The sequence below is a fragment of the Novosphingobium sp. UBA1939 genome, assembly GCF_002336885.1.
Classification (GTDB): domain Bacteria; phylum Pseudomonadota; class Alphaproteobacteria; order Sphingomonadales; family Sphingomonadaceae; genus Novosphingobium.
In genome coordinates, this window is the sequence record NZ_DDFB01000137.1 from 175,239 (window position 1) to 194,027 (window position 18,789).

Here is an 18,789-nt window from a genome sequence, read left to right on the forward strand (position 1 = left end):
GCAGGCAATGAAGGCTATCGGAGAAGCGCTGGTGAGCGCGCTGGGCGGCGACAAGGTGGCCAGCGATGGCGAGGCGCTGAACGCGCGCCGGTACGATCAGTGGGCGGTCAAGCATCTGCGCGACTGGCGCGGGGAAGCGGTGGCCGCGCCGGGCTGGATCGTGCGAGCCGGATCGGTGGAAGACGTGCAGACGGTCGTGCGCCTGGCGAACGAACACCGCGTGCCTCTGATCCCCTATGGCCTGGGCAGCGGCGTCTGCGGCGGGATCGAGCCGACGCCGGATGCGATCCTGCTCGACATGGGCGCGATGAACAAGGTTCGCTTCATCGACAGCGACGATCTGCTGGCGAGCTTCGATGCCGGGCTGAACGGGATGGAGGCCGAGGAAGCCGTGGCTGCGCAGGGCCTCACCATCGGCCATTGGCCGCAGTCCATCGCGATCAGCAGCGTGGGCGGCTGGGTGTCGACGCGCGCTTCGGGCCAATTCTCGACCGCCTATGGCAATATCGAGGACATCATTCATTCGATCGAGGCGGTGCTGCCCACGGGCGAACTGGTCACGCTTGGGAAGGCCGTGCGCGCGGCTGCGGGGCCGGATCTCCGGCACCTGCTGATGGGCGCGGAAGGCACGATGGGCGTGGTTACGGGGGTCACGCTTTCGCTGCGTGCCAAGCCCGAACAACGCGGCTACAGTATCTTCTATGCCGATGACATGCAGGCCGGTTTCGAGGCGCAGCGCCGGATCATCCGCGCCGACTGGCGTCCGCCCGTCATGCGCCAGTACGATGGCCGCGAAGTCCGCCGCCTGTTCCGCGACTACGAACGCGGCGGCAAGGCCATGTTGCTGATGGTGCACGAAGGCCCGCAGGCGCGGATCGACGCCGAGCTGGCGGCGATGCACGAGATCGCGGCCGCGTCCGGGCTGGAGGCGGGCGATCCCGCCGCCGCGCGGCAATGGATCGAACGGCGCAACCATGTGCCGAGCTGGCGCGAGATGTTCGAGCGCGGCTACATCGCCGACACGGTCGAGATTTCCGGTCGCTGGAGCGAAATCGGCGCGATCTATGACGATGCGATCGCCGCGCTGAACGCGCTTCCGGGGGTCGTGAACGCGTCGGCGCACAGCTCCCATGTCTATCGTTCGGGCATCAACCTCTATTTCAGCTTCGCCGCGACCTTCGACGATACGGCGCAGATGGAGCCGGCCTATTTCGCTGGCTGGCGCGCGATCATGGAAGCGACGGCACGGCATGGCGGCGGCGTGGCGCACCATCATGGTGCGGGGCGGTTGCGCAAGCCCTACCTGCACCATGATCTGGGGGATGAAGGCGTGGCGCTGTTGCGGCGCATCAAGGCGGCGCTCGATCCGCAGGGCATCATGAATCCCGGCAACCTGATCCCCGATGCCTGAACTGCTGCTGGCGCTCGATGCGGGCACCACCGGCGCCCGCGCCATGCTGGTCGATCCGGCCGGCGTGGTGCTGGGCATCGACAAGCGGTCGATCGTCAGCACCTATCCCGCCCCGGGTCTGGTCGAACAGGACCCAGCCGGCGTGTGGGACATATGCCGCGCCGTGATCGCGGGCGCGCTGGCGGCGGCGGGCCGCACGATGGCGGATGTCGCGGTCCTCGGCGTCACCTCGCAGCGCGCCAGCGTGGTGGTGTGGGACCGGCACACCGGCCAGCCGGCCGCGCCGATGCTGGTGTGGAGCGACCTGCGCGGCATGGACGCCTATCGCGATCTGCGCGCGGCCGGCTTCACCGCCTGGCCGCAGGTGCCCTCCGCCAAGCTTCCCGCCGCCATCGCGCTTTCCGGCAAGCCTGCGGCCGATCTCCAGTGGGGAACGCTCGATAGCTGGCTGGTTTATTGCCTCAGCGGCGGCGCGGCGCATGTGACCGACATTTCCTGCGGCTGGATGACGGGCTATTTTGACTACGCCGGCGGCGGGGGCTGGAACCCGGCCCTGCTGGAGTATCAGCGGCTGCCCGAAAGCATGTTTCCGGCGCTGGTCGAAAGCTGGGGGCCGATCGCGTGGACCGCGCCCGCCGCGCTGGGCGCAGTGGTGCCGATCACCGCGCTGATTGCCGACCAGCAGGCAGGCATGGTCGCGCATGGCGCGCTCGAACGCGGCGCGTGGAAGGTAACCTATGGCACTTCCGGCGTGCTGATGGCGAACACCGGCGATCAACCGATGGCGCCCCACTTCAGCATGCCGGCCGAAGCACTGGCTTTTGCCGGAGGCGAGCGGCGGTTCTGCATCGAGGGGATGGTCATCACGGCGGGATCGCTTGTGGAATGGATGTGCGGTGCGCTGGGGCTGTTCGCATCGCCCTCTGTCCTGGCGGCTGCCGCGGCCTCGGTCGCGGATAGCGGCGGCGTGATCGTGCGGCCTTCGCTGGCGGGCATGGGCGCACCCCACGGACGCTTCGATGCGCGCGGGATGATCGCGGGGTTGAACCTTGGCAGCGGCCCGGCGCAAGTCGCGCGCGCCGCGCTGCACGGAATCGCGCATCGCTTTCGCGATATTGTCGATGTGATCGAAAAGGCGCTGCCGGTGCCCGAAGCGCTGCCCGCCGATGGCGGGCTTTCCGCCAGCGATACCTTGCTGCAGTTGCAGGCGGACACGCTCCAGCGCCCGGTGCGCCGCCATGCCGTGCCGGAGGGCACGGCCTATGGGGCAGCGCTGGCGGCCGGGCTGGGGGCGGGGCTGCTCGACGCGGCCGACCTGTCGGCCGTCGTGCGGTATGGCCGTGAATTCCACCCTGCGGTTACGCGCGACCAGGCCGACGCCGCTTACGCCGCATGGCGGGCGGCGGTCGACGTCGACGCGTGACGGATGGCCTTCGCTGCCGGATCAGGGTGCGCCGTTGACCTCGCGCCAGAGCGTGCGCACCATGTCCTGCATCCGTTGCGCTTCGTCCCAGCGGTTGCCAAGCTCCGACCCGTCGGGCGCGGTGATCGCGTAGGGCGGCGGCCCCAGTTCGCACATGAAAGGGAGCGCCTCATCCGATCCGGCCCGTTCCAGCCACAGCTCGAAGCCCCGGCGCCACCATGCGCGATGCTGGTCGCGCCAGGCATGGTGCTGCGGCGCGTCGAAGGTGACCTGCACCTGATGCGTTGTGGAGATGCGGCCGTGGAAGTTGCGGCAATTGCGCAGGATGCGCTCGATCGCTGCCAGCTGGTCCGCGCGCAGCGGCAGCTCCATTTCGCCCGCCACGGGATAGTGCGAAAGATCGCCCGTCAGCGGCAGGTCGGGCCGCGCTTCCAGCAGGCGCAGGGTGAACAGCAGGTCGTTGGTCAGCCGGCCCCGGTGGGTTTCGAACCATACCGGCAGCGGTGCGTGTTCGGCCAGCGGAACGAGGCTGTCGACCAGCGCGAGCGCATCGGACAGGTGGGCCACCGGCCCCGCGATCTGCACGTTGAGATGGTGTGCGCCCAGCCGGTGCGCTTCGGCGATGGCGGCGGCGAGCTGATCCGCCGAATGGACCAGGACCTGCCCTTCCCACGCCAGCCCGCGCGGGTTCATCGCCCGGACGACGCCCGCGGTCCGGGCCGCGCGCACGATATTCACGCCAACGCCGTCGAACCCGGCGGCGATCACCCGTTCCAGCGCGGTGTCGAGGTCGTTCTCGATGTCGAAGCCCGGGCATTTGTCCAAACCCCAGACAGACTGCAAGACCAGCAGGCGCGCCATTGTGCTCTCTCCCTGATAACGTTGTCATAAGAACGGCAGGGAGCGGCGTGTCAACCCGTTGCGAGAGGATCCCATGACTGAACAGCCCACGGCCCCGTCGCCTGTCCCGGAGCGCTATCGGCGCTATGCCCTGTGGGTTCTGCTGGTGATCTACATCCTCAACTTCCTTGATAGGCAGATCGTTTCGATCCTGGCGGAGCCGATCAAGCACGATCTCCATCTGGCCGACTGGCAACTGGGGGTGATGAACGGGCTGGCCTTCGCCCTGTTCTACACCGTTCTGGGTATTCCGATCGCGCGGCTGGCGGAGACCGGCAATCGCCCGCGGATCATCGCGGCGGCGGCCGGGGTGTGGAGCCTGTTCACCATGGCCTGCGGCTTTGCGCAGAACTTCGCCCAGCTCGTGTTGTGCCGGGTTGGCGTGGGCGTGGGGGAGGCGGGCTGCACCCCGCCGGCCCATTCGCTGATCACCGATTACACCCCGCGCGAAAAGCGCGCGTCCGCCCTGGCCTTCTATGCGCTGGGCACGCCGCTGGGCGGTCTGTTCGGCATGGCGCTGGGCGGGATGGTGGCGGATGCGCACGGCTGGCGCGCGGCGTTCCTGCTGGCGGGCGTACCCGGCCTGCTGATGGCGCTGGTGGCGCGCTTTACGCTGATCGAGCCGCGTAGCCGGTTGCGCGCCGACATGATCGCAACGGCCGTGGCGCGCATTCCCTTTCGCGACGCTATCGCCGAGATCAGGGGCAAGCGGACGTTCTGGCTGATCGCCTTCGCCGGGGCGATCAAGGCCTTCATCGGCTATGGCGCGGCGACGTTTCTGGCGCCGTTCTTCTTCCGCAACCACGCCGCCGAGCTGATCCCGCTGGCCGATGGCTTCGGCCTGGGGCTGACCGGCTTTCTCGGGGTCACGCTGGGGATCGTGCTGGGCCTGACCGGCGCAGCTGGCACCTGGCTGGGTGGCTTTCTGGCGGATCGCCACGGCGCGCGTGACTTGCGCGCCTATGTGGCGATTCCGGCAGTGTCCACGCTGCTGGGCATTCCTTTCTATATCGTCGGGCTGCTCACGGAATCGGCGGTGTTCGCCCTCTTCATGTTCGCGTTCCCGCCCGTGCTGAACACGCTGTGGTATGGCCCGAGCTATGCCGCCGTGCAGGGTCTGGTCCAGCCGCAAACACGGGCGACGGCCGCAGCGGTGCTGCTGTTCCTCGTCAACCTGATCGGGCTGGGCCTGGGGCCGCTGGGCGTCGGCGCGGTGAGCGATCTGATCGGCAATACGTTCGGGCTTGGGCCGGCGGAAGGCGTGCGCTGGTCGCTGCTCATCTTCGTGTTGTTCGGCGCGGTGGCGTCGGCGCTGTTCTGGATGGCGCGCGGTTCGATCCGCGAAGAGATGGTAAGCTGAGCCAACCCCCGCCTTGCCGGGCGCGCGGCGTCAGTGGGCAAGGACGGGGGATGCGCCATCCTTGTCGCCGCCGATCGCGGTGAAGCGCGGCAGCAGCAGGTGGATGACGCCCAGCGCCGCCAGATAGGTGACGGCGCAGATCAGCAGCATCGGCAAATAGCCATGCCCGGCATCGAGCGACCAGCCGGTGAACTCGATCATCGCCATGCCCGAAAGGTTTCCGGCAAACGCGCCGATGCCGATCGCCGAGCCGACCACGCGGGCGGGAAAGACGTCGGTCGTGAGGCCGAACAGGCTCGTGGAAAAGCCCTGGTGGGCGAACAGCGCGACGCCGACGATGAATGCGGCAAGCCACGGGCTCTGCGCATGGATAAGCAGCGGTACGGGCAGCACCATCACGGCGTAGATGAGCATCGTGACCTTGCGCGCCGCGTTGACGCTCCAGCCGCGCCCCATCAGTGCGGCGGGCAGGAAGCCGGCAGTGATGCCGCCGACAGCGGCCATGGCATAGACCAGCGCCACGGGCAGCCCCAGCGCGCTCTGGTCCAGCCCGAACACGCGGTGGAACAGGTCGGGTAGGAAGAACAGCAGGAACCACCAGACCTGATCGGTCAGCGCCTTGCCAAGGATGATGGCCCACTGGCGCCGGTCGGTGAGCAGCGCGCTCCACGCCATCGTCGGCGCTTCGGCATCGGATTGAGGCTGTTCGGGCAGGCGCACCGCCAGCCAGACCACGACCCACACCAGACCCAGGCCGCCGGCGATCAGGAAGGTCGCCTTCCAGCCCATCATCAGCGCCATCAGCGGGATGAGCAGCGGCGTGAGGATCGCGCCGACGTTGGGCGCGATCCCGCCAAGCCCCAGCGCGATCGAACGTTCGCGCGGCTCGAAATACGTGGCCGCCGTCTTTACCGCGGCCGGCGTGCCGATCGATTCCGCCACGCCCAGCACGGCGCGGACGCCCACGAACCCGCCGACGGAGGAGACAAAGGCATGGGCCATGCCGGCCAGGCTCCACACGCCGACGCCCAGCGCGAAACCGGGGCGCAGCCCGACCTTGTCGATGAACCAGCCGGTGCCGAGAAAGGCGATCGCCGCAGCGAACTGGAAAGCCGACGCCATGTGGCTGTAATCGCGGTCCGACCAGTGGAACTCCGCCTGGAGCGTGGGCTTCAGGAGCGCGAGAATCTGGCGGTCGACGTAATTGAGCACGATGGCGACAAAAACGAGTCCCACGACAAGCCATCGGCGTCGATCGCTGACCTGCGACATCCTGCATTCTCCCCAACGTCACTCTTTATCGCGTATAGGATAACGTTGTCATACGCAGAAAGACAAGGATAATCGTCCCCGGAAGCAATTACCCTTCGCCGGGCGCTGAGGTCGATCCGCGCACGATGAGTTCGTGCGCCAGGAGCCGGCGCTCGATCCGGTCGGCGGCGCCGATCAGGAGGTCCGCCGCCGCATAGCCGAGAGCGTGGACGGGCTGGCGGATGGTGGTGAGCGGCGGCCAGACGACTTGCGCCAGATCGTTGTCGTCGAAGCCCGCCACGGAAAGATCGCGCGGCACGGCGATGCCCTTGCGGTGCGCGGCGGCAAGCACGCCGGCCGCGATCTCGTCGCTGCTGGCGAAGATCGCGGTGGGCGGATGGTCCATTGCGAGCAGCGCTTCCGCCGCTTCCACGCCCGACTGGAAGTCAAACCGGCCAGGAGAAACCAGCGCCGCGTCATAGCCGAGGCCGGCGCGCAGCAGCGCCTGCCGGTAACCGGTCAAGCGCTGGGTGCTGGCGGCATACCCCGCGTGGCCGCTGACGAAGCCGATGCGGCGATGGCCGAGCGAAATGAGGTACGAGGTCATGTCATCGGCGGCCTGCACGTTATCGATGCTGGCCGCGGAGGTGGCGGTCAGGTCCGTGCCGGGCTGGACGCGCACGATCGGAATGCGCCGCCTTTCGAGTTCCGCGAGGACCTCCACGGAATCGCTTACCGGCGGGGTCACGATGATGCCGTCCAGTTGCACCTGATCGACCAGTGCTCCGATATCGCCCAGCAGGCCCGGCGCGGCGATGTCGCAAGGCTGCACGATCATGCGATAGCCGGATTCGCGGCAGCGCTGCCCGACCCCTGCCTGCATGTTGTAGATGTAGAACGGACTGGGATTGTCGTGGATCAGGCCGATCTGGAACGACCGGTGCCCGGCCAGCGTGCGCGCCGCCAGATTGGGATGATAGTTGAGCTGCGCGACGGCTTCCTCGACGCGGATGCGCGTTTCCTCGCTGACGTAGCGTTCCTTGTTGAGAACGCGGGAAACCGTCTTGATCGAGACACGGGCGGCTTTTGAGACATCCTTGATGGTGACGCGGCTCATGCGTGTGCGGCGCTTCTCTTGTGCTTGCATCCCCCGGCCCCGAACGTCGCAACCGGATCGGATTGTTGTCGGGAAGCTCCGTCTGGCACAGATGCGCGCCCGCTGGCAATGCCGACGCCTTGCGCAGGTTCTCGTCAGAGAAGTTGTGCCCCGATCCAGCGGATCGCCCTGGCGGGCGCCGCTATGAGCGCCACGATCCAAGACTCGAACAGCTTCATGAGCGAATTCGCAAGTTCGCGGTAAAGGTCGAGTCCTGTCAGGATGGCGGGGGTGACAAGGTCCACCTGCCGGCCTGCGCGCGCGGCTTCCTCGATCCCCGTTACGCCCTCGATGATATCCAGCACGAAGCCGGAGAAAAAGATCACGAGCGAGAGAGACGAAACGAGGATCGGCAATATCATGCCGCTGACGCGCAAGGTTGACACGATCGCTTCCCGCGCGAAGACGGCAATCAGCACCACCATCGCGGGTAACAGCGCGGACCTTGCCTTAGCCAGGAGCGTATCGATGGCCTGCGCCGGGTCAAGTTGTCCGGCGAGTGCCGTCGACGGTCTGTAGTGCACATAGGTGCGTGTCGCATTCATCCCGGAACGCGCCTCGAGGCTGCGGAGATGCAGCAGGCCTTCGCGGCCGGGCCGGGTGATGTGCTTCTTTACGATGCCGCCACCGAAGAGGCTTTGCGTGCTCGCTCGCGTTCGGGAGAGCTTGCGGATCGCGATACGGGCGCGCCAGTCGCACCCCGCTTTCTGGGGAGCTTTCACTTACATAGGAGCGCCATAGACCGGACGGTAGCCGGCCGGTCGCACGCAAAAGCTCGATTTCGGGGGCAAGTCGCCACACGTAAGCGCACATGACGGCAACCGAGCGGGGCCGGACAGTCTGCAATGCGTAATTCGAGCCGGGCGGCCGGAAGCCCCGCGGCGGCGAGGGCCTGCACGATCGTCTGCGCGAGGACGGGCTGGGCGGTGACCCGCCATGTAACGCTGACCGCAGCCTACGTCGACGTGGGTTCGGTGGCGACAAGGGGCGGCCAGCGTGGCGGAGGAGCTTCCGGTCGATCCCTACCTGCAGAGCGATGCCAACGCCGGGGCGAAGCCATTTGCCGGCGAAGGCATGGCGCGGGCCTTTGGCGGGCAGGCGGGTATCCGCCGCATTACCGCACGTTTCGTCGAACTCAACGTGGCCGATCCCCGGATCAAGGCGATCTTCGCCGAGCACGACCTCGTGCGGCTACAGCGCACGCTGGTCGAAAACCTGCAACGCGCAATGCGCGAAGCGCATGTTTCCTTCGCCGCGCAGAACCGGGTGCTGGCCAAGCTGGCGCCGATGGAACGCGATGTGACCGAGCGTTGACTGCAGCCAGGAGGCCAGGGTCGGACATCAGCCGTATTGAAGGCGGCGAACGTCCCCGAGCGAGACGAGTGCCAGCCGGCCCTTAAACGGTGCGGATCGTCCCGCCGTCTATGACGAACTCGGCGCCATGGATTGCGGCGGCACGGTCTGAAGCGAGATAGGCGATGAGGTCGGCCACCTCTTCGGGCGCGGCTCCCCGCCCGATCGAGATGCCACCCAGGGCATCGAGCACGGACTGACGCGCATCCTCGATCGTGCCGCCACTGGTGGCCCGCAGTGTTTCGAGAAAGTCGTCAGCGCCCTCCGTCATGATCCAGCCGGGCGAGACGGAGTTGACCCTCACGCCCTTGGGGCCGAGCTCCTTCGAGATCGACTTGCTGTAAGTTCTCAACGCAGCTTTGGCGGCAGCATAGCCTGTCGTGGACTCGGGCAGCGGCAGGACGGACTGGATCGAGGTGACGTGCACCACAACGCCGCCGTGCCGCTCCAGCATCTGCGGGATCAGCAGGCGATCGAGCCGGACCGTCGCCAGCAGGTTGAGATTCAGCTCGGCGAGCCAGTGGTCGTCGGTCAACGCGGCGAAGCCACCCGCCGGCGAAGCCGAGCCACCGATGACATGGGCGAGAATGTCGATGCCGCCCAGCCGCTCGAGTGCCGCCTTGGCGAAGGCTTCGCCGCCCTCCGCGGTCGTCAGGTCGGCCTGCACATATTCGACGCCTTCTATGGAATCCTTGATCGAGCGGGCGGCGGTGACCACACGGGCTCCGCCGGCCAGGAAGCGTTCGACGGTGGCGCGGCCCAAGCCTTTGGTGCCACCGCTGACGAGAACGCGCTTGCCGGCGAACTCGGTGGGATCGGTCTTGATGTTCATACCGTGGTCTCCAGCGTCCTGATGGCGCCGCGCTCCAGCGTGAAGCGGTAGGTGAAGCGGAGCGGGCTGCCCGGGAAGTCACCATGGGCGGGGCCTTCGACGACCACGTCGCCGCCGTCTTCCCGAACGGTATCGGGCGTGAAGATCGCCTTCACCGGCATCACCTCTTCCTCGAACAGCTGGCGGATCGCGGCCTCGCCCTCGAAGTGCTTACCGTTATCGATAAACACGGCGTCGCTGAGGAAGGGCTTCAACATGCCATCGATGTCGAGACGGGCGTTTGCCTCGACATAGTCGGCGATCGGCTTGGGTAGGTCCATTGACATGTTGATCTCCTCGATAGTGACGAGGCCCATTTAGCGATGGACTTTTCGCCTGATAATCGAGACAAATTGACATGAAGTATCACGAAAATCGGATCAATGACTCGCCATTCGCTGATTGAGCTCGAGGCTGTCCTGGCCATCGTTCGGTGCGGCTCGTTTCGAGCGGCAGCGCTCGATCTTGGCATGTCGACCACGGCCATCAGCAACGCGGTGGGCAAGCTCGAGCGGGAGCTTGCCGTGCGATTGTTCAATCGCACCACGCGCAGCGTCTCGCTCACCTATGCGGGCCGGATATTCGTCGCTCAGATCAAGCCTGCGCTGGAGGAGATCCAGAAAGCGATGAATATGGTGCGCGCCCAGCAGGAGACGCCGTCCGGCACCTTGCGCATCAATGCCTTCGCGACGGCCGCGCGTGAAATCATGGCGCCACTGGTCCTCAGCTATCTGCAGCGCTATCCGCAGGTCCATATCGACCTTGTCACCGAGGGTCGGCTTGTCGATGTCGTTGCGGCAGGCTTCGATCTGGGCGTGCGCAGCGCGGATCTGGTGCCCAGCGACGCGATCGCGATACCGCTGGGTCAAATGCGACGCATGGCGGTGGTCGCATCTCCTGCCTTTTTCGAAAGCAGGGTTATTCCCCGGGCGCCGCAGGAGTTGCTCGCTTATCCCTGTCTTCGCGTGAGGCTTCCCAATGGCGCCTTGTTCCGATGGCGGTTTGAAAAGGACGGAGAAGAATTGCAGCTCGATGTCGAGGGCCCGATCACCCTCGACGAGGCCTCCCTGGCCCGGATCGCGGCAACCAACGGCACCGGGATCGGCTATTTCATGGAAGCCGATATACGCGACGACATTGTAGCGGGACGGCTCGTGCGCATTCTCGAAGACTGGACACCGCCGCTTGTGCCGCTGTGTCTCTATTATTCCAATCGGCGCAATTCCTCTGCGGCCTTCCAGGCCTTTATCGCGCTCGCGCGCGACTTCGCGGCGGGAAGGCTCGAACAATCTTGAGCCTGCGGACAAGCGGCCGCGCCGGCAGCGAGAATGTCGACGAAGCCGTCTTCCACCGTCACCTCGATACGGACCCGGGGATGCGTCTTCAGGAAAGGCGGCACAATCGCCGGAGAGAGCCTTGCGAAAGACGCGTGCCAGCTTCGGTCAGTGCGATGCTGCAGGTGGCCCTGACGTGGCTGCTGGCGGGATCACCGAACCTGCTGCTGATCCCAGGGACGTCCAGCACCGCGCATTTGGCGGAGAACTGCGGGGCGGCGGAACTCACCCTGACCGAGGAGGCTAAAGCTGCGCTGGACGCTTTGGCCGGTTGATCCGAACCGCGTGCGCGGACGGAAGCGTGCAAGGATCGGGGAACGATCCATGCCGCAACCGTCCTTGCACAGTGCGCCCTCGGGCGGGCGAGGGCGGGCGTCCTTCCGCTCCGCTACGGGGGGAGCGGCGGCGGGAAAGGTCAGAAACCCAGTTGCCCGCGCATTTCGTCGATCAGCACCTTGTGGAACGCGATCATGCGTTCGTCGGGCTGCTGGGCCTGGAAGAAATCCAGTTCCGGATCGATCACAGCGCTGCGTTCGCCGGCCAGGGCCTCCAGAATGGCGAGGCCGCAGAACGGCACGTAGGCTTCGGCATAGCCACCTTCATGAATGACCGCGAGGCGCCCGCCGCACAGTTCGTCGGCCAGCGTGACGATACGCGCCGTCATGTCACGGAAGCTGTCGCTGTGCAGCAGCTGGCGCGCCAGCGGATCGACCGCGTTGGCGTCCAGCCCGCTGGCGACGACGATCATATCGGGCGCGTAATCGCGCAGCGCCGGGATCACCACCTGCTCCAGCGCGTAGAGATAGGTCTCGTGCCCGCTGCCTGCCGGCAGTGGAACGTTGAGGTTGAAGCCCGCGCCCTTGCCTTCGCCACGCTCTTCGAAACCCGAGTACCCCGGCGGGAAGCAGCGATCCTGGTGGATCGAGATCGTCAGCACGTCGTCGCGATCGTAGAAGATCGATTGCGTGCCGTTGCCGTGATGGACGTCCCAGTCGAGCACCGCGACCTTGCCAAGGCCATGCCGCGCCTTCGCCGTTTCGATGGCGATCGGGATGTTGGCGAGCAGGCAGAAGCCCATGGACTGATCGGCCAGGCAGTGATGCCCGGCGGGCCGGCACAGCGCATAGGCGTTGCGGGCGCGGCCCGTCAGCACCGCGTCGAGCGCATCGATGGCCAGGCCCGCCGACAGCGTGGCGATTTCATAGCCGCCCTTCGAGAAAGGCGCGAACAGGCCCAGTTCCCCGCCGCCCGCGTCGCTCAGCTGCTTGAAGGCATCGACATAGCTGGCGGGATGAACGCGCAGCAGGTCGTCGCGCGTGGCGGACGGTGCGCTCGACACGGTCAGCTTCGTATCGAACCCGGCGGCGCGGACAAGGTTGACCAGCCGCCGCTTCGATCCCGGCGTGTCAGCGCCATAGCTGCCCGAGGGCGGCTCCACCCAGTCGCCGATCGGCAGGAACAGCGCTTGCACGCCGGTGCTGTGCCAGAACGTGCGTTCGTCTGTCAGGAACAGGGGTTGAGTGGTCACGGCTTGGCATTCCCTTCGCTGGACCAGACGAGTTCGCCCGCGATGTAGGTGCGGATCACCCGGGTCTGGTGGATCGTGCCGACCGGCGCGGTCAGCGGATTACGGTCGACGATGATCACGTCGGCCAGTTTGCCGACCTCGATCGTACCGCCACGATCGAGCCGGCCCATTTCGGCGGCGGCGTTGCGCGTCATCAGCGCCAGCGCCTGTTCGCGCGTGATGCGCTGCCCTTCGTTGATCGGTGCGCCGGTGGCGCCCGGCACTTGCCGCGTGACCAGCGTTTCCAGCGCCAGCCACGGATTGACCGAGGGCACCACCGGCCAGTCCGACCCGGTCACGACGTTGGCGCCGCTTTCGATGACATCGCGCGCCGGCCACAACCGCTTCATCCGTTCAGGCCCGACCGCGGCGGCGATATCGACCGAGGTGATCGGTGTGGGCCACCAGATGTAGGGCGAAAGTTCCCAGGTGAAGTGCAACTCGCGCCCGCGCGGCACGTCGGCGGGGTCGATGAAGGTGTTGTGCCCGACCTCGTGGTGTTGTCCGCCCCAGCCGTTGGCCTTGCGCGCGGCGGCGATGGCATCGGCGGCTTCGCGCACCGCACCATCGCCGGCAGCATGGAACTTCACGAGCAGGCCCTGCCGATCGAAGTCGGTGACGGCGGCATTAAGCTTGTCGGGCGGCACCATCATCAGGCCCTTTTCGCCACCCGTACCGTCCGAACCATGTTCCCCGTAGCGGGGTTCATAGGGTTGCAGCATCACTGCCGTGCGGCCTTCCAGCGGCACGCCATCGAGGAACATCTTCACGCAATCGAGCTGGAAGCGGCCTTTCGAATAGTCCTGCCGCGCGGCGACAAGGCCTTCGCTGCCGCCCGAATTCGGACCCCATACCGCACACCCGCGCGCATATTGCCGCAGGCCGCCGGTGGCGGCGAAGCGGGCATAGGCCTCTGCTCCGTCGCGCCGGATCGCGGCATCGGTGAAGCCGATGATGCCATAGGACAGCATCTCATCGGTGGCGGCCTTGATCGCCGCGACCTGCTGGTCGATCGGAACCGGCGGCAGCACGGCCAGAAGGTTGCGCGCGGCCGCTTCGCGCAGGACGCCGGTCGGTTCGCCCTTCGCGTCGCGATCGATCACGCCGCCGGCGGGATTGGCCGTGGCGCGCGTGATGCCGCCCAGTTGCAACGCGCGGGAATTGGCCCAGACGCTGTGCAGGCTTTCGTCGTCAAGCATGACCGGATTATCGGGCGCGGCTCTGTCCAGCAGTTGCCGCGTCTGTTCGCCGGGTTTCAGCGCCGCCGCGACCCAGCTTCCGCCCGTGATCCATGCGCCCGGCTTTGCCTTGGCGGCGCAGGCCTTGACCGTGGCGAAGATGACCGGCGCACCCGCGCCTTGCGGAATCTTGCACGCGAGCTTGGCCTGCCCCGCCGGATAGACGTGGACGTGCATGTCGTAGAGACCGGGCATCAGCGTGCGGCCCTGCAAGTCGACGGTGGTGGCACCGGCATGGGGCAGCTTGAGAATTTCCTCGCTGCGCCCGACCGCGATGATCGCGCCATCGCGCACGGCAATCGCCTCGGCGCTGCCTCGCGGCGTCAGGACAGTGCCGTTCACGAACAGAAGGCTGGCGTCGGCTAGGGGTTCCGCCGCCTGGGCGGTCATGGGGGCTATGCTGGCCAGCGTGACGGCCAACGCGGTGGCCCCCGAGGGGAGAGAGCGGGATCGGCGTGTCATCCGGGATTCCTTTCGGACCGCAGGAGACTGCGTGGCACCGTCGCTGTCTTTGCATCATCGGCCAAGTTTGCAGGCTCGCCGATTTGGCAATATCGGCCAAACAGCGCATGCCCCTGTCCTCCGCGCCCATGCTATGGAATGATCCCGCCGAAGGGAGGCAACCGTGGCATGAGCAAGCCGACGATTTCGATTCAGGTGCTGCGCCACGTCGCCAATTGCCTAGTCCTCACCGGATGCAGCCCGGAACCGCTGCTGGCCATGTACAACCTGCGCCGCGATGACCTTGACGATCCCAAGGGCGTCATCGCGCTGGAGGACTTCCTCTCCTTCTTCGAGATCGCGGCGATCCGGGCCAACAACCCGCATTTCGGGCTTTATGCCGGGCGGCTGGCGGGATCGGACAGCCTTGGCCCGCTGGGCTTCCTGTTCCTCAGCGCGCCGACATTGCGCGCGGCATTCCGGGGGTTCACCTCGCTGCTGGAAACGATGCAGCAGGCCGCGCGCAACGGCTTTGTCGAGGAAGACGGCATCGCCACGTTCGAATACGTCATCACCGACCAGACCTTGCAGAAGCGGCGTCAGGATGCCGAATTTTCCGTTGCCGCGATGCACACGTTCGCGCGCAATTACGCCGGTTCCGATTTCGAGCTGGTGGAGGTGCGCTTCGAACACGCGCGCGACGGCGATTATCGCGCCTATCGCGATTTCTTCCGGTGTGACGTCTATTTCGATCAGGACACCAATTCGTTCTCGTTCGAGGACCGCTTTCTCGACAAGCGGGGCGGGGTGCTGGATGCGGCGCTGTTCCCGATCATCGAGGAACATCTGCGCCGCCGCGCCGCCGATACCGAGAACGCGCTGTGCCCTTCGGGCTATCTGATGCGCCTGCTGGAGACCAGCCCGCTGGATACGACGCCCACGCTGGAGGAGGCGGCCGACACGCTGGGCATTTCGGTCGCCACGCTGAACCGCCGGCTACGCTCGGAAGGGGTCAGCTGGCGGCAAATCGTGCAGGACCGGCGCATGAACGCCGCCGCGCGCCTGCTGCGCCAGAGCCAGCGCGGCGTGGCCGAGATCGCGCTCGCCGTCGGCTATTCCGAAAGCGCCAGCTTCGTGCGCAGTTTCAACCGCTATTTCGGCACCACGCCCAAGCGCTATCGCGAAAGCGACATTGCTTAGGGCACCTGGACACATCCTGCTCTGGAGGGACGACGGCTACCGGAAATCGCCGACAAGGGACGGAACGGGAAGGGGGTTAGGGGGAGCGGACGTCGCGAAATTGCGCTCAGCGGCCGAGATTGGTGGGAAGCTGACTTCGCCGGGAGATCATTTTCTTCAATGGCTACGCTCAAGATCAGCCAGCCATCGCGGCTCTTCCGCGCCCTGAATTTGATCCACGCTGTCAATGACGAGTTGCTTGCGGTTCCCAATGTTGGCAACTCGACCGTGAAAGGTGAACCCGATGAATCGTTCCCCCGCACCGCGCAACATGTAGTCGCGAATCGCTTGGTCGACCGGCGGTGATAGCTTAAAACTGTTATATCCATTGCTGTCGTCACAACCAGGAGCCTGAAGGGAAATCCCCTCCATTGAGGTGATAAAAATCCCTTGGCCAACAAACCTGCCTAAGTCCAAGTCGTTTATATTCCAGCACGAGGGAAGAGACTTTTCTGGGGCAGATTCGGCCGAGCAACTTGCCGCCAGAAAGCTGATGAACACGGCCCTGAATAGCTTCATCGACCAAAGGTATCGCAATAATCGAACGTCCACAATGCCGTCGTGTCTGCAACGTCTACTTTTGGGCGCTTGCCGCCTAAAGCAGCTTCATCCCGTCACTTTCCGCGCCGAGCGTATCCAGAAACGATTTGAGCCAGGCTTCGCGCCCCGGCAGCGCCCGCTTGCCGGCAGGGCTGACGACCCCGGCCGGAACCGCCGCGAGAAAGGTGCGCAGCTGCGTAACGGTGGCCGCACCATCGGGCTGTCCGCCGGTGGTGTCGATCAGCGAGACAAGGCGATAGACGCCGATCGCGCCCAGCCAGTCGAGCGCATCGGCATCGTGCAGATAGATGGCTTCGGGGGCGACCGGCTTGCGATCGAACATGTGCGTGCGGGTCGCTTCCAGCACCGCGGGGATCTTGGCCGCCGGAAAGCCGGCGTCGCGCAGCACGGCTGGCAGCAGCTCGAGCGCGCGATCGGCATGGTCCTTCTTGGCGTCCTCCCACGGCGGAAAGGCTGCAATATCGTGCAGCATGGCTGCAGCATAAAGCACATCGTCATCGACCGTGGCGTGGTCTTCCGCCGCCAGCGCGGATGCCAGCGCATAGTCGCGCCGCGAATGGGCGAAGCCCCATGCGGTGTGCTTGAAATGAGTGGCCGCGAAGGTTTCGACGTTCGCGCGCCACGCGGGCGGGCTGGCATGCGCCGCCATGGGCGTCGATGCCAGCACAAGTGCGATCAGGGCAGGGACGAGACGAGGCATCACGTCAATCCTTTCGGGGCGGGGCGTAGGCCTTTCGAGGCAGGGCATAGGCTATTAGCGCATCGCCGAGCGGAGTGCCAAATCCGCCATGGCCGCCGGCGGCGACGACCACGTACTGCCGCCCGTCGGTATGGCGGAATGTCATCGGCGTGGCCGTGGCGGGTGCGGGAACGCGCGCGCTCCACACTTCCCGCCCGGTCTGGATGTCATAGGCGCGGAAGCGGCTGTCGAGGCTGGCGCCGATGAAGATCAGGCCGCCGCGCGTCACGATCGGCCCGCCCTGGTTGGGGGCGCCCCACGATGCGGGCGAGGACAAGCCGGACGAGAAGCGGATGCGGCCGAACGGGATCTGCCAGCGCGTCTGCCCGGTCTTCATGTCGATCGCGGTCAGCTGGCCCCACGGCGGCGGATTGCACGGCGCGCCCAGCGGGGAGAGCAGCACTTCGCGCAGCATCACGTAAGGCGAACCGCGCATCTCATAGACCGAGACGCCCGGCCGCTTGTCACGCTTTTCATCGTATTCGGCGCGCGGCTTGAGGATCACCGAGGACACGAGGTTGGAGGAATTGACCACGGCCAGCCCGGTGTTGGGATCGTAGGCAATGCCACCCCAGTTGGTGCCGCCCAGGAAGCTCGGGTGCAGCAGCGAGCCCTTGATGCTTGGCGGGGTGAACATGCCTTCGTTGCGGAACGCCGCCAGCTTCGCCTTGCAGCGCCACCTGTCGAACCCGATCGCGCCCCAGGCCTGATCGGCGGTGAGCGCCTGCGAGGTGACGGGGTGGGGCAGCACCGGCATCGGCTGGGTTGGTGACGCCCGTTCGCCGGGTACGTCGCTTCGGGGCACCGGCATTTCGCGTACCGGAAACAGTGGCTTGCCCGTCTGGCGGTCGAGCACGAAGATATTGCCCGTCTTGGTGCCCTGGATCACGGCATCGACCGGGCGGCCCTGGTGTTCGATCGTGGCCAGCGTGGGCATGGCGGGCAGATCGTAGTCCCACAGGTCGTGATGGATTGTCTGGTAGGACCACACCCGCCGGCCGGTCTGCGCGTCCAGCACGACCACGGCGTTGGCGTCCGGGATCGCGTCGATGCGGTTGACGCCCAGCGTATCCCAGCTGGCGCTACCGGTGGGCAGGAACACCCAGCCGCGTTGCGCGTCGATCGAGATCGGCGCCCAGGTGTTGGCGGCGCCGGTCCGGTCCGAAAGTTCGGGCGGGATCGGGTTCCAGCTCCACAGCTCGCGGCCCGTGACCACGTCGAACCCGCGCACGATTCCGTCGAGCGAGTTGCGGAACTTGTTGTCGGTGACCGAGGCGCCGACGATCACCACGTTGCGGTAGATCGCCGGCGGCGAGGTGTTGGCGAGCGGACCTTCGCCCTTGTAGTCGAGCGCGGCGAGGTTGACGCGCCCGCCTTGGCCGAAGCCGGGGCACAGGCGGCCCCGGTCGGCGTCGATCGCCATGAGCATGCCGGTCTGCCCGGCCAGTAGCACGCGCTTGCCGCATTCGGCGGCGCGCGCCTGCGGGTCCGGCGCTTCCCAGTAGGCGACGCCCCGGCAATAGTTCTCGGCATACATGTTGCCGCTGCGTGGCTTCTTCGGATCGAACGACCACACCTGCCGCCCGCTGGCGGGATCGAGCGAGGCGACGCGCCCGAACGGCGTGCAGATGTAGAGATGCCCGTTGGCATAGACAGGCGTCAGTTCGCTGACGGTGGCGTCGGTATCGTCGGTTCCGGACGAGATTTCGCCGGTGTGATAGGTCCAGGCGACTTGCAGCGAGCCGACATTGGCGCGGTTGATCTGGTCGAGCGCGGAATACTTGGTGCCCGAGGGTTGTCCGCCATAGCTCGGCCAGCCGGTCGCGTCGTGCTCCACCGCCGCGATGGCCGCACCGGATTGTGCTGGCGGCTTGTCGGGCGCGCGCCCGCAACCGGCGATCGCCAGCACGCAAAGGGTGAGGGTGATCGCCAGCCGGCGCATCGG

Annotated in this window: 18 protein-coding genes; 7 read left to right on the forward strand and 11 right to left on the reverse strand. The window is 66.4% G+C overall.

Translation table 11 applies throughout. The features are described 5' to 3' along the window. Window positions 1-7: 7 nt before the first annotated feature. Complete coding sequence (locus tag B3547_RS18535; protein WP_292965651.1) at window positions 8-1,411, forward strand: FAD-binding oxidoreductase; 1,404 nt, start codon at window positions 8-10, stop codon at window positions 1,409-1,411. Continuing rightward, window positions 1,404-2,834, forward strand: coding sequence for an FGGY-family carbohydrate kinase (locus B3547_RS18540; protein WP_292965654.1), 1,431 nt, complete (start codon window positions 1,404-1,406; stop codon window positions 2,832-2,834). Before B3547_RS18535 ends, B3547_RS18540 begins: the two co-directional genes overlap by 8 nt. A 21-nt stretch (window positions 2,835-2,855) precedes the next feature. On the opposite strand, the gene B3547_RS18545 is transcribed toward B3547_RS18540, so the two are convergent. Beyond that, window positions 2,856-3,695 (reverse strand): sugar phosphate isomerase/epimerase family protein, encoded by an 840-nt coding sequence (locus tag B3547_RS18545; RefSeq protein ID WP_292965657.1) that lies wholly within the window; start codon window positions 3,693-3,695, stop codon window positions 2,856-2,858. Window positions 3,696-3,768: 73 nt separating this feature from the next. Between B3547_RS18545 and B3547_RS18550 the strand changes: the two genes are divergently transcribed. Next, entirely contained in the window at window positions 3,769-5,094 is a 1,326-nt protein-coding gene (locus B3547_RS18550) for a spinster family MFS transporter (protein ID WP_292965660.1), read from the forward strand. Between the two features lie 30 nt (window positions 5,095-5,124). Here the strand turns inward: B3547_RS18550 and B3547_RS18555 are convergent, their stop codons facing one another. The 3 genes from B3547_RS18555 to B3547_RS18565 all read right to left on the reverse strand — a co-directional run bounded on the left by B3547_RS18555 (window position 5,125) and on the right by B3547_RS18565 (window position 8,223). Continuing rightward, window positions 5,125-6,366, reverse strand: coding sequence for an MFS transporter (locus tag B3547_RS18555; protein WP_292965663.1), 1,242 nt, complete (start codon window positions 6,364-6,366; stop codon window positions 5,125-5,127). 88 nt (window positions 6,367-6,454) lie between these two features. Then, window positions 6,455-7,462: a LacI family DNA-binding transcriptional regulator gene (locus B3547_RS18560; RefSeq protein WP_125953351.1), complete on the reverse strand. Its 1,008-nt coding sequence runs from the start codon at window positions 7,460-7,462 to the stop codon at window positions 6,455-6,457. A 134-nt stretch (window positions 7,463-7,596) separates the two neighbouring features. Further along, window positions 7,597-8,223, reverse strand: coding sequence for a hypothetical protein (locus tag B3547_RS18565; RefSeq protein ID WP_292965666.1), 627 nt, complete (start codon window positions 8,221-8,223; stop codon window positions 7,597-7,599). 274 nt (window positions 8,224-8,497) lie between these two features. On the opposite strand from B3547_RS18565, the gene B3547_RS18570 reads away from it, so the two are divergent. Beyond that, entirely contained in the window at window positions 8,498-8,815 is a 318-nt protein-coding gene (locus B3547_RS18570) for a hypothetical protein (protein ID WP_292965669.1), read from the forward strand. An 82-nt stretch (window positions 8,816-8,897) separates the two neighbouring features. Here B3547_RS18570 and B3547_RS18575 read toward each other — a convergent pair whose 3' ends face one another. Together B3547_RS18575 and B3547_RS18580 are read right to left on the reverse strand one after the other, a co-directional pair. After that, window positions 8,898-9,686 carry an SDR family oxidoreductase gene (locus B3547_RS18575; protein ID WP_292965672.1) on the reverse strand — a complete coding sequence of 263 codons (789 nt, stop codon included), beginning with the start codon at window positions 9,684-9,686 and terminating at the stop codon, window positions 8,898-8,900. Beyond that, window positions 9,683-10,012, reverse strand: coding sequence for a nuclear transport factor 2 family protein (locus tag B3547_RS18580; RefSeq protein ID WP_292965925.1), 330 nt, complete (start codon window positions 10,010-10,012; stop codon window positions 9,683-9,685). Before B3547_RS18580 ends, B3547_RS18575 begins: the two co-directional genes overlap by 4 nt. Window positions 10,013-10,108: 96 nt before the next feature. Between B3547_RS18580 and B3547_RS18585 the strand changes: the two genes are divergently transcribed. Further along, window positions 10,109-11,020: a LysR family transcriptional regulator gene (locus B3547_RS18585; RefSeq protein ID WP_292965675.1), complete on the forward strand. Its 912-nt coding sequence runs from the start codon at window positions 10,109-10,111 to the stop codon at window positions 11,018-11,020. 155 nt (window positions 11,021-11,175) lie between these two features. After that, on the forward strand, window positions 11,176-11,334 hold the full coding sequence (locus B3547_RS18590; protein WP_292965678.1) for an aldo/keto reductase: 159 nt from the start codon (window positions 11,176-11,178) through the stop codon (window positions 11,332-11,334). 140 nt (window positions 11,335-11,474) lie between these two features. Here the strand turns inward: B3547_RS18590 and B3547_RS18595 are convergent, their stop codons facing one another. After that, window positions 11,475-12,587: a class II histone deacetylase gene (locus B3547_RS18595; RefSeq protein ID WP_292965680.1), complete on the reverse strand. Its 1,113-nt coding sequence runs from the start codon at window positions 12,585-12,587 to the stop codon at window positions 11,475-11,477. Continuing rightward, window positions 12,584-14,326: an amidohydrolase gene (locus tag B3547_RS18600; protein WP_292965682.1), complete on the reverse strand. Its 1,743-nt coding sequence runs from the start codon at window positions 14,324-14,326 to the stop codon at window positions 12,584-12,586. Before B3547_RS18600 ends, B3547_RS18595 begins: the two co-directional genes overlap by 4 nt. Before the next feature lie 168 nt (window positions 14,327-14,494). Between B3547_RS18600 and B3547_RS18605 the strand changes: the two genes are divergently transcribed. Beyond that, window positions 14,495-15,505, forward strand: coding sequence for an AraC family transcriptional regulator (locus tag B3547_RS18605; RefSeq protein WP_292965684.1), 1,011 nt, complete (start codon window positions 14,495-14,497; stop codon window positions 15,503-15,505). Window positions 15,506-15,661: 156 nt separating this feature from the next. On the opposite strand, the gene B3547_RS18610 is transcribed toward B3547_RS18605, so the two are convergent. The 3 genes from B3547_RS18610 to B3547_RS18620 form a co-directional block, all read right to left on the reverse strand. Continuing rightward, a complete protein-coding gene (locus B3547_RS18610) occupies window positions 15,662-16,045 on the reverse strand; it encodes a hypothetical protein (protein ID WP_292965687.1) in 384 nt (127 codons plus the stop codon). 94 nt (window positions 16,046-16,139) lie between these two features. Next, the gene (locus B3547_RS18615; RefSeq protein WP_292965690.1) at window positions 16,140-16,805 is read right to left on the reverse strand and encodes an HD domain-containing protein; all 666 of its coding nucleotides are present in this window, start codon (window positions 16,803-16,805) and stop codon (window positions 16,140-16,142) included. 4 nt (window positions 16,806-16,809) lie between these two features. After that, window positions 16,810-18,786, reverse strand: a complete 1,977-nt coding sequence (locus B3547_RS18620) for a pyrroloquinoline quinone-dependent dehydrogenase (protein ID WP_292965693.1) — start codon at window positions 18,784-18,786, stop codon at window positions 16,810-16,812. Window positions 18,787-18,789: the final 3 nt, after the last annotated feature.